This window comes from Klebsiella oxytoca, from assembly GCF_009707385.1.
In the GTDB taxonomy this organism is placed as follows: domain Bacteria; phylum Pseudomonadota; class Gammaproteobacteria; order Enterobacterales; family Enterobacteriaceae; genus Klebsiella; species Klebsiella oxytoca_C.
The window spans coordinates 1,348,840-1,361,143 of record NZ_CP046115.1 but is presented as its reverse complement, the minus strand read 5'-3'; the positions used below and the strand labels follow the sequence as shown (position 1 = coordinate 1,361,143).

Genomic DNA, 12,304 nt, shown 5'->3' with positions numbered 1-12,304 from the left:
TTTTCTTCAGCAATTTAGCCAACCAATTCATCTTAACTCAGAATATTCTCAATCACCGGCTTTATGTATGGTTGTAACTCTATAACAACCAGGTTTAACCGCTAAGCCAATGAAATATAAGGTCTGTCCTGGTGATTTTCGTTCAGGATAATGACGTCATATAATTAAGACGGAAGCATTTAAGATAAATGGACAGCGATAATTGTAATTTTTCGTAATAGCAAGATGAAATCTTTTTAAGAGTGGATTATAGTTAAACAGCAAGATTACAATGTATGTGTCAGGTCTGTTAGTCGTGTTCATCCCACAACGGTGTCGCTAGTCGTCGTTTAAACCACTTAAAAGGGGATGCGTTATGGACGAATACTCGCCAAAAAGACATGATATTGCGCAGCTTAAATTTCTCTGCGAAACCCTGTATCATGACTGTCTTGCAAACCTTGAAGAGAGCAATCATGGTTGGGTTAATGACCCTACATCGGCTGTGAATCTTCAACTAAATGAATTGATCGAGCACATTGCCGCATTCGCACTTAATTATAAAATTAAGTATGCTGAAGATAATAAACTGATTACTCAGCTTGACGAATATCTCGATGACACTTTCGTCTTGTTCAGCAACTACGGCATTAACACAGCAGATTTGCAGAAATGGCGTAAATCAGGCAATCGGTTATTCCGCTGCTTTGTGAACGCCAGCCGGGAAAACCCGGCAAGTCTTTCTTGTTAGAATTATTACAATCAAAAGGTGAATTTATGTCTGATAAAACATTAACCAAAATAGACTATTTGATGCGCTTACGACGCTGTCAGACAATTGATACGCTGGAGCGCGTAATTGAGAAAAATAAATATGAACTTTCTGATAATGAACTGGCGGTATTTTACTCAGCAGCCGACCATCGACTTGCTGAGCTGACTATGAATAAACTGTATGACAAAATCCCACCTTCAGTCTGGAAATTCATCCGCTAATTTATTTCAAATGAAAGTTATTAAGCTTGTGTCGAAAACGTCCTCCTCTCGTGATGATTATCAGTGTGATATTATTCACAGCTGTTGGCTAAACACGAATATGAAACCGGTTTCTTTTTTATACTACGGTGGCTAAACGATAAGGAAATAAGGGACGCCTCCATGAGTGAAGAGAAATTAAAAATGATCGCCGGTGAGTTGTATCTGGCAGGTGACACTACGTTGAAAGCCGAACGTCTGCGAGCCAGGCAGCTGCTGCACCGCTATAATCATTCAATCCCTGAAGAACATGAATTAAGAAAAACCCTGCTGGCTGAGCTGCTTGGGCACGCCGGTGACGCCTATATCGAACCCACCTTTCGCTGTGACTACGGCTACAATATTTTCCTCGGGAAAAATTTCTACGCCAACTTTGATTGCGTCATGCTGGATGTCTGCCCAATTCATATTGGCGATAACTGCATGCTGGGGCCTGGCGTACATATTTATACCGCTACGCATCCCCTTGATGCCGTCGAACGTAATAGCGGTAAAGAGTACGGCAAACCGGTGGTCATCGGCCATAACGTATGGATTGGTGGCCGTGCAGCGATCAATCCTGGCGTAACTATCGGCGATAACGCGGTGATCGCATCGGGCTCCGTAGTAGTAAAAGATGTACCAGCTAACGCTGTCGTTGGTGGAAACCCGGCAAAAATAATCAAAATGCTGGAGAGTGAAAAACGGTAACTGTTATGCTTTTCTGCAACCAATCTGTTACTTTCCCCACAGATTTACGCAACATAAAATAGCCTTCAGGCTGAGCCCAACGCGCACACGGGCTCTTAGCAGAATTTGGGGAATAAGATGACAGAAATACAGCTGCTGCTAAAGAACACCATTGATGAGCTTAATGTAAAAGAGAAACGTGATAACCGCCCTCGCTTTAGCATTAGCTTTATCCGCAACCATCCATGGCTCTTTGTCGCCATGTATGCCGCTTTTCTGGCAACGCTCATTGTCATGTTACGTTCAGAAACGCTGGCGGATTCTGTCTGGCTATTAATTGTGTTATTTGTTCTGCTAAACGGTTTCTTCTTCTTCGATGTGTATCCGCGCTATCGTTATGAAGACATTGATGTACTGGACTTCCGCGTCTGCTATAACGGCGAATGGTATAACACCCGATTTGTTCCCGGACAGCTGCTCGAACGCATCCTGCAATCGCCTCGCGTCGGTAGTGAGCAAAAAGCTCAGCTGCAGAAAATGATCGATACTAAAGGCGAACTCTCTTTTTACGATGTGTTTTCTCTTACTCGCGCCGGTACTGCGCAATAAGACGATTCAGGGTTCGCACCGCAGAAACAAAGTGTGAAGCAGACGTATTACCGTAGCCCAGAACAAAACCGCTTCTCGCCGTTTTTACATTCAAATAAAAACGGCTTAAGGCCCCAGGCGCCAGCTGAAACCTCCGCGCCTGTTGCACTATCTCCCGATCGTCTACGTTTTCGATAGCCACAGTCAGGTGCAATCCTCCCTCACCGCCCAACAGCTCATAGGGTTGGACAAGCTCTTCCGCCAGAGCGTCCCGCAGCAGTAGCTGACGTTTACGATATAAACGTCGCATAGCGGCCAGATGGCGCGCATAGTGCCCCTCTTCGATAAACACCGCCAGGGCCTTCTGTTCCGCCCGATGCCCGCCGCGTAATAGCGAACCAATAGCTCCTCGTGCAGCATCCGCCAGCGCGGGCGGCATCACCATGAAACCAATTCGTAGCGCCGGGAACAGCGTTTTGCTGAATGTTCCCAGATAAACCACCGGAGCCTGCTTCGTCATCCCCAGCATGGCCGGAATAGGTTCACCGCTGTAGCGAAACTCACTGTCGTAATCATCCTCTATAATCCACGCATTATGCCGGCGGGCATACTCCAGCAGCGCCAGCCGCCTCCCGGCACTCATTACCGCTCCGCAGGGATATTGGTGGGAAGGTGAAGTAAAGATCAATCGCGGTACTTCACACTCGTTGCTGGAATCGAAGCGCATACCTTCCTGATCAACAGGCACGCCCTGAATATGAAGTCCGGATTTGAGAAACATGCTTTTTGCTCCCGGATAACCGGGTTCTTCCACCCATGCAGTTTCTCCAGCGACGCTAAGCAAGTGAGTACATAGATCGACCCCTTCGAGAGCCCCTTCCGTAATCACAATTTGGCTGGCTTCGCAGCGGATACCCCTGGAGAGAGCGAGGTGACGGGCAATTGCTTTGCGCAAAATGGGTTCTCCCTGGGCATCGCCGTAGCCCAGGAGTGCGCTTCCCTCTTCCCGTAATACCCGATCAAGAAGCCGACGCCAGATGGAAAGAGGAAAGTAGTTCACTGCCGGCGTTCCCGGCGTGAAAAGCAACGCCGGAGAATCTCTACGCGTTCCTGCTGGCAATCCCTGTAAGTATTCGGGAAGCACGATAACGCGTTCCTCAATCTCTTCTTCTACCGGCACAATCGAAGGCGCGACGTGCGTACCCTGCCGATTACGCAGTAGGTATCCCTCGATTGCCAGCTGCTCCAGCGCGCTGTTGATAGTATTGCGCGAAAGCCCCATCCGTTGTGCCATAACGCGCGAGCCGGGTAAACGGCTATCGCCTGCCAGCGTCCCCTGCAATATGGCCTCGCGCAGGGTTTTATAGAGCGTACGCTGTAGCGTTTCTCCTTTTCTACTGCGCATAGCCTGAGCCAGCAAAGCAAAAAACTCATCGTCCGGAATATTCATCATCACTCCTCGTGGCACCATAAAAACATACTCTGATGGCACTTTTTATGGAACCAACAAGTTCGTAATCTCACAGCATCATCCATGAAAGGAAGCCCCTATGAGCCTTTTGAACCAATACGAGCAACCCGTTGGTACCGCCTTGCCAGACTGGCAGCCCCGCCCGCATCCTGAGAGAGTGAGCCTGCAAGGTCACTTTTGCCGCCTCGAGCCGTTGAGCACCAGCCACGCTAGCGAACTGTTTGCCGCCCATCGCTTAGCCCCGGATACGCGGAGCTGGACCTGGCTGCTGCGTGAACCAGACAACAGCCCGGAAGAATACAGCGCATGGATAGAAAGCGTATCCGGAAAAAGCGATCCCATTCACTTTGCGGTGATAGATATGCAGACAGGCCAGCCTGTTGGTTCGCTGGCGCTAATGAGAATCGACGCCAAAAATGGCGTTGTAGAAGTCGGCCACGTTCATTTCTCGCCTCTGCTAAGCCGGACAGCAATGGCTACCGAGGCGAACTGGTTCTTGATGCGCTATGTATTTGATACCCTCGGCTATCGGCGCTACGAGTGGAAATGCAATAGTTTAAATGAACCCTCCCGACGGGCGGCGCTGCGGTTAGGATTTCAGTATGAGGGGCGCTTTCGTCAGGCGCTGGTGGTAAAGGGCCACAATCGCGATACCGACTGGTTTTCGATTATCGATTCCGAGTGGCCGCAGGTAGACAGGACAATGCAGCAATGGCTGGCCGCCGACAACTTTAGCGCCGACGGCCAACAGATACGTCCCCTGGAAAGCTTCCGTTAACGTCTTTTCTTGCGTCCCTGTACGGCCTTAAAGCGGGGATTACTTTTACAGATAACATACAGCCGCCCCTTGCGCTTCACAATCTGGCAATCCGGGTGGCGTTGTTTCGCGCTACGCAAAGAGTTAAGCACCTGCATTATTTACTCCTCTTCGCATCAATAAAGCCGCCAAAGCGCTGGCGGAAACGCGCGGTACTGCCTTCGTTATTGAAGGACTTCTGTTTACCGGTGTAGTAAGGATGAGATTTGGACGACACATCGAGCGTCACGTAGGGATACGTCTCGCCCTCCAGCTCAATCTCACGTTCGGTTTTGATGGTTGAACCGACTTTAAAGAATTCGTCAGCGCTGGTGTCGTGAAAAACCACCGTACGATAATGCGGATGAATATTGGGTTTCATATCGACCTCAATTAATATGTTATAACATAACAATATCGTACGCCGATTAAATACCAGGATCAACCCCAGCATAAAAAGGGTTAATGGGCGGCGCCTACCGCCCGTTGTGAATTAAGGATGTAGCTGATGCGCCAGAACCCTGAGCTGTTCGGCAATAGACTGCAGATTTTTACCTGGCTCCGTTTTCGGCCCGGTAGAGTGGCGTATGACCAGACGAGCCGGGAGGATAGAAGAAGTATGAGATGTGTCATTATCGCCGCTGTCGAGGATACGTCGAACGGCTTCTTTGCCTTGTAAGTCCAGATCCAGGGATACGGTTGTGAGCGCCGGATAAAAAAACGAACTCTCGTAAGTATCATCGTACCCAATAACTGACTTTTCTCCCGGGATCGGCACCTGGTGCTGGTGAAACGCGCTCAGAACGCCTAATGCCATCTGATCGTTGCCCACCAATACGGCGGTAAAATTCGGCGTCTCACGCAGCATTTGCAGTGCGCCAGCATAGCCGCTTTGCGCGTCCCAGTTACCACGAATCACCGTCACTGGCCGCAGTCCATAGCCCTCCAGGGTTTCCATCCAGCTTTTTAAACGTAATTTTGCCGATACCGAGCTTTCCGGCCCGGCCAATAGCGCGATCTCCCGGTGCCCCATCTCGTAGAGATATTTGACGCTTGCCCGGGTACCGTCTGCCGGATTGAACGAAACGTTAAACACGGAGCTATAAGGATCAACATCCAGGAAAAGACAGACAATATCATCGTTATCAGCAGCAATTTTTTGAGCCTGTTCAGTCTCTAGCGGTACGTTGATAATTACCTTGTCCACCAGCTGAGACTTTAGTTCATTAATAGAATCCTGGATGCTTTGGTTGACGCTCTCATCAATCATTGAGATGAGCACCTGATAACCCTCCACATTCGCATAGCGTTTTACCGCTGCGGCCACCTGAGACGGGGCGTGCAATGCAAGAGAAATAGTCACCAGACCGACGGTATGGCTTTGCTTACCCACCAGCTGTTGCGCCAGGCGGTTTGGCACATAGCGAAGCTCCTCAATGGATTTCTCCACCTTGCTGCGCGTGGCCTTGGATACATTTGCAGATTTGTTGAGTACCCTGGACACGGTCTGATAAGAGACGCCCGCATGGCGAGCAACATCTTCTAAGGTCGCGCTTTTAGACTTCATGGTCCGGTTCCTTATGTTGTTATCCTTGGATTGTAACAGGGGGAATTTAAAAAAACGCTCACTGCGGCATCTCCCGGACAACAATCACCATAAAAAGTATTACGCTCACAATATAACAAAATGTGAATCATCTCACTACCCGTAACAAAAACCGCTTATTTATTTGCAGTTAATCACAATATGGCGATCGTTTAATTGCCTGGCATTGGGATTAGGCATTTTATGACACAAAAAATGTGAACGTAATACAAAAATAAGAGGATAGACATGAACACTACGCTACGCACACTCTCCGTTGCGTTGGCCGCTGCGCTGATTTCACCATCCGTGTTTGCTGCTTCCGCCACCCTTCCAGGTATCGATTTTCATGGCTATATGCGCGCCGGGGTTGGGGTCTCCGGCGACGGCAGCCAGGCCGAATGGCAAAAGAATAAAATTGGCCGCCTGGGCAACGAATCTGACACCTACGGCGAACTGGAACTGGGTTCAGAGGTATACAAGAAGAATGATGTTAGTTTCTATCTTGATAGCATGGTCAGTATGGTTTCTGACGGCTCCAACGATAACGAAACGACACTTGATGACGATGCGCAGTTCGGCCTGCGCCAGCTCAACCTGCAAATTAAAGGGCTGGTCCCCGGCGATCCGAATGCGGTTATCTGGGGCGGTAAACGTTACTACCAACGTCACGATCTGCATATCATCGATACCAAATACTGGAACATTTCCGGATCCGGCGCCGGGATCGAAAACTATACCCTCGGCCCTGGCGCCGTCTCATTTGCCTGGATCCGCGGCGACGCGAATGACGTCGATTACCGCGTCGATGGTGATAGCAACGTCAATATAAATTATCTTGATTTGCGCTATGCGGGCTGGAAGCCGTGGGCCGGATCGTGGACCGAATTTGGTATCGACTACGCGATGCCGAATACCACTAAAAAGCAGGATACCTACGGCGGACTCTATGATGCTGAAAACGGCATCATGCTAACCGGGGAAATTAGCCAGGATATGCTGGGCGGTTACAATAAAACGGTGCTGCAGTACGCAAACAAAGGGCTGGCGCAGAACATGGTTTCCCAGGGCGGCGGCTGGTATGACATGTGGAACTACGTCAATGACGCCACCGGCTACCGCGTTATCAATACCGGCTTAATTCCAATCACCGAAAAGTTCTCCATCAACCACGTGCTGACATGGGGCTCCGCGGACAACATTACTGATTACACCGATAAAACACGCATGCTGTCGCTGGTGGCGCGCGGGCAGTATCAGTTCACCGAATACGTACGCCTGATTGGCGAAGTCGGCGGCTTTTATCAGAAAGATAGCTACAAGAACAATACAGATTACAAGCAGGCCGGTGAGAAATACACCATTGCGCTGGGCCTGGCCGACGGCCCGGACTTTATGTCACGCCCGGAACTGCGCATTTTCGCTTCATATCTGAATGATTCAGAAAATGGTAAACCGTTCGAAGATCGCACCGCCAATAATACGTGGAACTTTGGTGTCCAGGTTGAAGCCTGGTGGTAACAGGATTCAAACTGTTTTATCGCCAACTGTAAGATCGTTAATTACCCTCCGGTAATCATTATTGCCATTGAAGGCGTTGTTTTATTTTCGGGATAACCCATTATTGCGTTATCCCGTTTTATTTTATTTCCGACTGGCAAAGTGTTCTTCAAGTAATTGACGTAAAGCATCTGACTGCTTACCAAAAATAGCATGCACCTGCTGCCCAAGGATAATAACCCCAAGCGCTCCCTGCTGCTGTAATGCCTGAGAATCTACAATTGAGAGATTTTTTACCGTAACGCGTAAGCGGGTAATACAGGCATCTACGTTGATAATATTTGTCTCACCGCCGAATGCCTGAATTAAACAATCGACCTGTTGCTGCTCCACGTGGCTTAACGATTCCACCGGACGAGGCTGCGAGAAGTAATTCAGAAAGGATTTTAAACTCACCATACCAGACTCCTGATAAGTAGATAAAAAAACGCCTGCTCGCAGGAGCAGGCGCGTATAGAGAGAAATCAAGCGTTACGACTAAGGATCCGGCAATCCCATGCATTTAAGGTCACCGATGCACTCAGTGACGTGCCGGTAAGAGTGTCATGGTAGCCCTGGGGTAAGGTCACATGCTGCTGCTGCGCGCTGTAGTTTTGCAGGAAAACGTAGGTGGTTTCACCATCCGTACGCGCAGTGGCCACCACGCCGGGCGGGAAATCAGCCTCAACCGCACGCGGCAGCGCCAGCTCTTGCATAATGGTACCGAAAAAGTCCCGCTGGAAAGCCAGATCGTTGCGCGAAGCAACGTGCCAGGCCTTACCTTTACCAAAATGGTTAACGGTGACTGCCGCTCTTCCGGCGTAAAAATCATCGCGGTAGGTCGCCAGCGGCTGCGCCGTTTCAGCATGAATCAGTTCACACAGATGACGCGCCTGGTACGGTCCCTGTAGCCCTCCTTCATTGCCCGCCAGCCCCTGTACCAGATTGCGTTCGCCGTCGTTCAGGCAGTCAATTTCTTCCGCCCAAATGCCCAGCAGTTTACGCAGCGGGCCCGGGAAGCCCCCCAGATGGCACAGGTCGGTTTCGTTAACAATGCCCGTCCAGTATGTTGTAACTAAATGGCCGCCGTTAGCCACAAAAGCTTCAGCACGTTCGGCAAATCCTTCGCGAACCATATACAGCATCGGCGCAATGACCAGCCGGTAAGCGCTCAGATCAACGTCGGCATCGATAATATCTACCGCAATCCCCTGCTCCCAGAACGGGCGATAGTGCTCATTAACCGTATTTTCATACTCCATCCCGAGATTACGCGGCCCCTGAGCATCATCCAGCGCCCAGCGGTTTTGCTGGTCGAAGATAATCGCCACTTTGGCATCCGTCCGGCATCCCACCACGCCGGACAGCTGGCTTAATATCTCGCCGAGCTTAGTCACTTCACGACCCACGCGCGTGTTGAGGTGGCCGACATGATCGATTATCGCGCCGTGGAACTTCTCCACCGAACCGCGGCTCTTACGCCACTGGAAGTACTGTACCGAATCCGCGCCGTGCGCTACCGCCTGCAGAGAAGAGAGAATATGCATTCCCGGCTTTTTCAGCTTGCTGGTCAGTTGCCAGTTGGTCGCGCTCGGCGTGGATTCCATCAGGACAAACGGCTTGCCGCCCTTCAGGCTGCGCATCATATCGTGATACATCGCTGTGTAGCAGGCCAGCGCTGTTTCATCTTTATCGCGATGCCACATTGGATAGCTATCCCACGAAATAAAGTCCAGCGCCTGCGCCAGCTGCCAGTAGTCGTAATCGTAGAAATACTCCATAAAATTGGTTGTCACCGGCAGATCGGCATTGGCCGCTTTCAATGGCGCGATTTCGTGGCGGCAGAAGTCGGTCACCTGAGCGCTGTTGAATCGACGCCAGTCCAGGTTCAGACCATGAATTGAGACTTCCCCCTGCGGAGCCGGAGATTCAATCTGCGTCCAGTCGCTGTAGGTGTGGCTCCAGAAGGTACTCCACCAGGCATGATTGAGATTATCCAGCGTTTCATAGCGCGCTTTCAGCCAGTCGCGGAAACGCTCCTGGCACAGGCTGCAGTGGCACTCTCCGCCGTATTCGTTGGAGATATGCCAGCCCAGCACCGCCGGATGCTGCGCGTAACGTTCCGCCAGCAGGGTATTAATCTTCAGGGTTTTCTCACGATAGACCGGCGAGGACATACAGTGGTTATGCCGTCCGCCGTGCAGCGCCGGCACCCGATCGCGGCCGACGCGCAGTACCTGAGGATACTTCTGCGACATCCACGCCGGACGGGCACCGCTTGGCGTCGCGAGAAAGACATGAATTCCGGCGGCATACAGTTTTTCGAGAATAGTATCCAGCCAGCCAAATTCAAATACGCCTTCCTGAGGTTCAAGTTTCGCCCAGCTAAATATCCCTACCGACATGACATTACATTTTGCCTGCTGCATCATGGCAATATCTTTGTCGATAATATCGGGATAATTCTCCCATTGCTCCGGGTTATAGTCGGCGCCATGCAATAGCGTATTAACCTTCGGACTCAAAGGCGCAAATTTTTTCATAATAAACATCCTGAAGTGTAAAACTGAATAATTAATTAAATACCTTCATCGACGGCAATGCTTTTCCCTGGCAATCAAACAGCGCCTGATTTTCCCGGGCATTTCCCTCTTTCCACTCATCGTGGATATATTTCATTCCAGCAGGCGTCGCCCAGGTATTTCCCGGTACGGCAATCCACGTCGGCTCCCAATAAAAAATACCTTTACCGCGATGCTGCGGAACATCGGCAACGGCCTGCATTAAGTCATGAATATAATTATATTGCCCCTGCACGGTGGCCGGGTAACCGCCATCTTTTTCTTCTTTCGCCTGGAAGCTATTTTCGGCATTGTCGCAGTTATCCAGGGTATAAGCGTAAGCGGCTTCCACCACAATCACGTCTTTGTTATAGCGTTGGCTGATATCGTCCATATTGGCTTTCAGCGCGCTAATCGGACCATTCCAGTAGGTGTACATCGACAGACCAATAATGTCGTAAGGGACGTTACGCTTGCTGATTTCATCAAACCACCAGCGGAAGGTGTCGTTTTTCGTGCCTTCGGCCAGATGAAGCATAATTTGAACCTGCTCACCGCCGGTAAGATTTTCCTTCAGTCCATCGATGGCGGCATTCAGCAGCCCGGCAAGGCGATCGAACTCGCCGCCGCCCTGCCCCCAGCTTTTCCCTTCCGGCCACAGCAGACCGCCGTTAATTTCGTTGCCGATCTGCACCATATCCGGCAGCACGCCCTCCTGCTTAAAGCGGGCAATCGTGTCGCGGGTATAATCGTGGATCGTGGTTTTCAGCTGTGGATAGTCCAGCTTCTCCCAGCCTTTCGGCTTGAACTGCTTACCCGGATCGGTCCAGAAATCGCTGTAGTGGAAATCAAGCAGCAGCTTCATCCCCTGCGCTTTTGCCCGCTTCGCCAGCGCCAGCGTCGTCGCCAGATCGTTATCGCCGCCGCCGTAGCGCTGGCCATCGGCATCTTTGGGATCCACCCACAGGCGCAGACGAACGTAGTTCACGCCGTCGGCCTTGAGGATCGCAATCGGATCCTGCTGCTGATGGTTGTGATTAAAGAACTTCGCGCCGTGCTTTTCCGCATCCAGCAGCGTGGAGATATCCGCGCCTTTAATAAAATCAGCGGGCATATTGCTAAACGCCTTCGTTTGCAACGCATCTGCCGCCAGCGTAGTAGCGGAAAAACCGCATGCCAGAGAAACAGCAAGCCAGGCGGGTGTTAATCTTTTCATGGAGTTATCCTTTTGTACTGCCAGAGGTGAGGCCGGAAACAAAGTATTTTTGTAGCGCCAGATAGAGAATCGCCACCGGGACGGCAATCAAGACCGCTCCCGCCGCGTAGGTGGTGTAGCTGGCGCCCATCTTCTGCGCCACCAGGTTGTACAGGCCAATCGGCAGCGTGTACTTATCCGGGGTACGCAATATGGTGCTGGAGAGAATGAAATCCCCCAGCGGGCCGGTAAATGAAAACAGCGCCACCACCGCCAGAATCGGTTTCGACAGCGGCATAATGATCTCGAAAAAGATGCGGAAGCTGCTGGCGCCATCCATCCGCGCCGACTCATCCAGATCTTTGGGGATCGCATCCAGATAGCCCTTCATGAGCCAGGTATTCATCGGGATCATGCCGCCGACGTAGATCAGCACCAGCGCCAGATGGCTGTTGATAAGCCCCAGCAGCTGGGAGAGGACAAAGATCGCAATCAGCGCTGAGAACTGCGGGATCATCTGCAACAGCAGGAACAGCATCAGCCCGTTCTGCCGACCTTTGAAACGAAAGCGGGAGAACGCATAGGCGGTGAAGCTCACGCTGATTAGGGTCAGGAGCATGGTCATGAAGCTGATTTTCATCGAGTTCCAGTACCAGGTGAGATAATTCACATTGCCGTTGAACAAATCCGCGTAATGCTGGAACGACAGATTTTCAGGAATAATCGACGTACTCAGGAGGCTGTTCCCGGCGTTCAGCGACGCCCCTACCGTCCAGACCAGCGGGTAAATAATGATCGTCGAGACAAAGATGACCACCAGCCAGGTGAGTGACAGGCGAATCCACTTTTCGCGTTTAATACTCGGTGATTTAGCCATGTTGCTTCC

14 protein-coding genes and 1 pseudogene are annotated in these 12,304 nt (G+C 50.9%); 6 read left to right on the top strand and 9 right to left on the bottom strand.

Features of this window, described 5'->3' with window-relative positions; all coding sequences use genetic code 11:
• The first annotated feature begins 355 nt into the window (after nt 1-355).
• The 3 genes from tomB (at nt 356) to maa (ending at nt 1,704) form a co-directional block, all read left to right on the top strand.
• Entirely contained in the window at nt 356-730 is a 375-nt protein-coding gene (tomB, locus tag GJ746_RS06350; protein WP_154679420.1) for an Hha toxicity modulator TomB, read from the top strand.
• A 26-nt stretch (nt 731-756) separates the two neighbouring features.
• Nucleotides 757-975, top strand: coding sequence for an HHA domain-containing protein (locus tag GJ746_RS06345; protein ID WP_004099646.1), 219 nt, complete (start codon nt 757-759; stop codon nt 973-975).
• Between the two features lie 162 nt (nt 976-1,137).
• Entirely contained in the window at nt 1,138-1,704 is a 567-nt protein-coding gene (gene maa, locus GJ746_RS06340; RefSeq protein ID WP_154679419.1) for a maltose O-acetyltransferase, read from the top strand.
• Here maa and GJ746_RS25345 read toward each other — a convergent pair.
• Nucleotides 1,676-1,789, bottom strand: a pseudogene (locus tag GJ746_RS25345) (hypothetical protein); the annotation flags it as partial. The gene maa and the pseudogene GJ746_RS25345 overlap by 29 nt on opposite strands.
• 32 nt (nt 1,790-1,821) lie before the next feature.
• On the opposite strand from GJ746_RS25345, the gene GJ746_RS06335 reads away from it, so the two are divergent.
• Nucleotides 1,822-2,292, top strand: coding sequence for a YlaC family protein (locus GJ746_RS06335; protein WP_154679418.1), 471 nt, complete (start codon nt 1,822-1,824; stop codon nt 2,290-2,292).
• Here GJ746_RS06335 and GJ746_RS06330 read toward each other — a convergent pair.
• Nucleotides 2,267-3,721, bottom strand: a complete 1,455-nt coding sequence (locus GJ746_RS06330) for a PLP-dependent aminotransferase family protein (RefSeq protein WP_154682658.1) — start codon at nt 3,719-3,721, stop codon at nt 2,267-2,269. The genes GJ746_RS06335 and GJ746_RS06330 overlap by 26 nt on opposite strands.
• A 100-nt stretch (nt 3,722-3,821) precedes the next feature.
• Here GJ746_RS06330 and GJ746_RS06325 point away from each other — a divergent pair, with 100 nt between their 5' ends.
• Complete coding sequence (locus GJ746_RS06325; protein WP_154679417.1) at nt 3,822-4,520, top strand: GNAT family N-acetyltransferase; 699 nt, start codon at nt 3,822-3,824, stop codon at nt 4,518-4,520.
• Here GJ746_RS06325 and ykgO read toward each other — a convergent pair.
• The 3 genes from ykgO to GJ746_RS06310 form a co-directional block, all read right to left on the bottom strand.
• A complete protein-coding gene (gene ykgO, locus GJ746_RS06320; protein ID WP_003859006.1) occupies nt 4,517-4,657 on the bottom strand; it encodes a type B 50S ribosomal protein L36 in 141 nt (46 codons plus the stop codon). The two genes, GJ746_RS06325 and ykgO, sit on opposite strands and share 4 nt — an antisense overlap.
• The gene (locus GJ746_RS06315) at nt 4,657-4,920 is read right to left on the bottom strand and encodes a type B 50S ribosomal protein L31 (protein WP_154679416.1); all 264 of its coding nucleotides are present in this window, start codon (nt 4,918-4,920) and stop codon (nt 4,657-4,659) included. Before GJ746_RS06315 ends, ykgO begins: the two co-directional genes overlap by 1 nt.
• A 111-nt stretch (nt 4,921-5,031) precedes the next feature.
• Entirely contained in the window at nt 5,032-6,105 is a 1,074-nt protein-coding gene (locus GJ746_RS06310; protein WP_154679415.1) for a LacI family DNA-binding transcriptional regulator, read from the bottom strand.
• A 267-nt stretch (nt 6,106-6,372) separates the two neighbouring features.
• Between GJ746_RS06310 and GJ746_RS06305 the strand changes: the two genes are divergently transcribed.
• Nucleotides 6,373-7,644: a maltoporin gene (locus tag GJ746_RS06305; protein ID WP_154679414.1), complete on the top strand. Its 1,272-nt coding sequence runs from the start codon at nt 6,373-6,375 to the stop codon at nt 7,642-7,644.
• A gap of 123 nt (nt 7,645-7,767) precedes the next feature.
• Here GJ746_RS06305 and GJ746_RS06300 read toward each other — a convergent pair whose 3' ends face one another.
• From GJ746_RS06300 to GJ746_RS06285, 4 genes are all read right to left on the bottom strand, one after another.
• Nucleotides 7,768-8,082 carry a glucose PTS transporter subunit EIIB gene (locus tag GJ746_RS06300; RefSeq protein WP_154679413.1) on the bottom strand — a complete coding sequence of 105 codons (315 nt, stop codon included), beginning with the start codon at nt 8,080-8,082 and terminating at the stop codon, nt 7,768-7,770.
• Nucleotides 8,083-8,147: 65 nt separating this feature from the next.
• Entirely contained in the window at nt 8,148-10,205 is a 2,058-nt protein-coding gene (locus GJ746_RS06295) for a beta-galactosidase (protein ID WP_154679412.1), read from the bottom strand.
• 31 nt (nt 10,206-10,236) lie between these two features.
• Nucleotides 10,237-11,439: an arabinogalactan endo-beta-1,4-galactanase gene (locus GJ746_RS06290; protein WP_154679411.1), complete on the bottom strand. Its 1,203-nt coding sequence runs from the start codon at nt 11,437-11,439 to the stop codon at nt 10,237-10,239.
• Between the two features lie 4 nt (nt 11,440-11,443).
• On the bottom strand, nt 11,444-12,295 hold the full coding sequence (locus GJ746_RS06285; protein ID WP_004099616.1) for a sugar ABC transporter permease: 852 nt from the start codon (nt 12,293-12,295) through the stop codon (nt 11,444-11,446).
• Between the last annotated feature and the right edge of the window lie 9 nt (nt 12,296-12,304).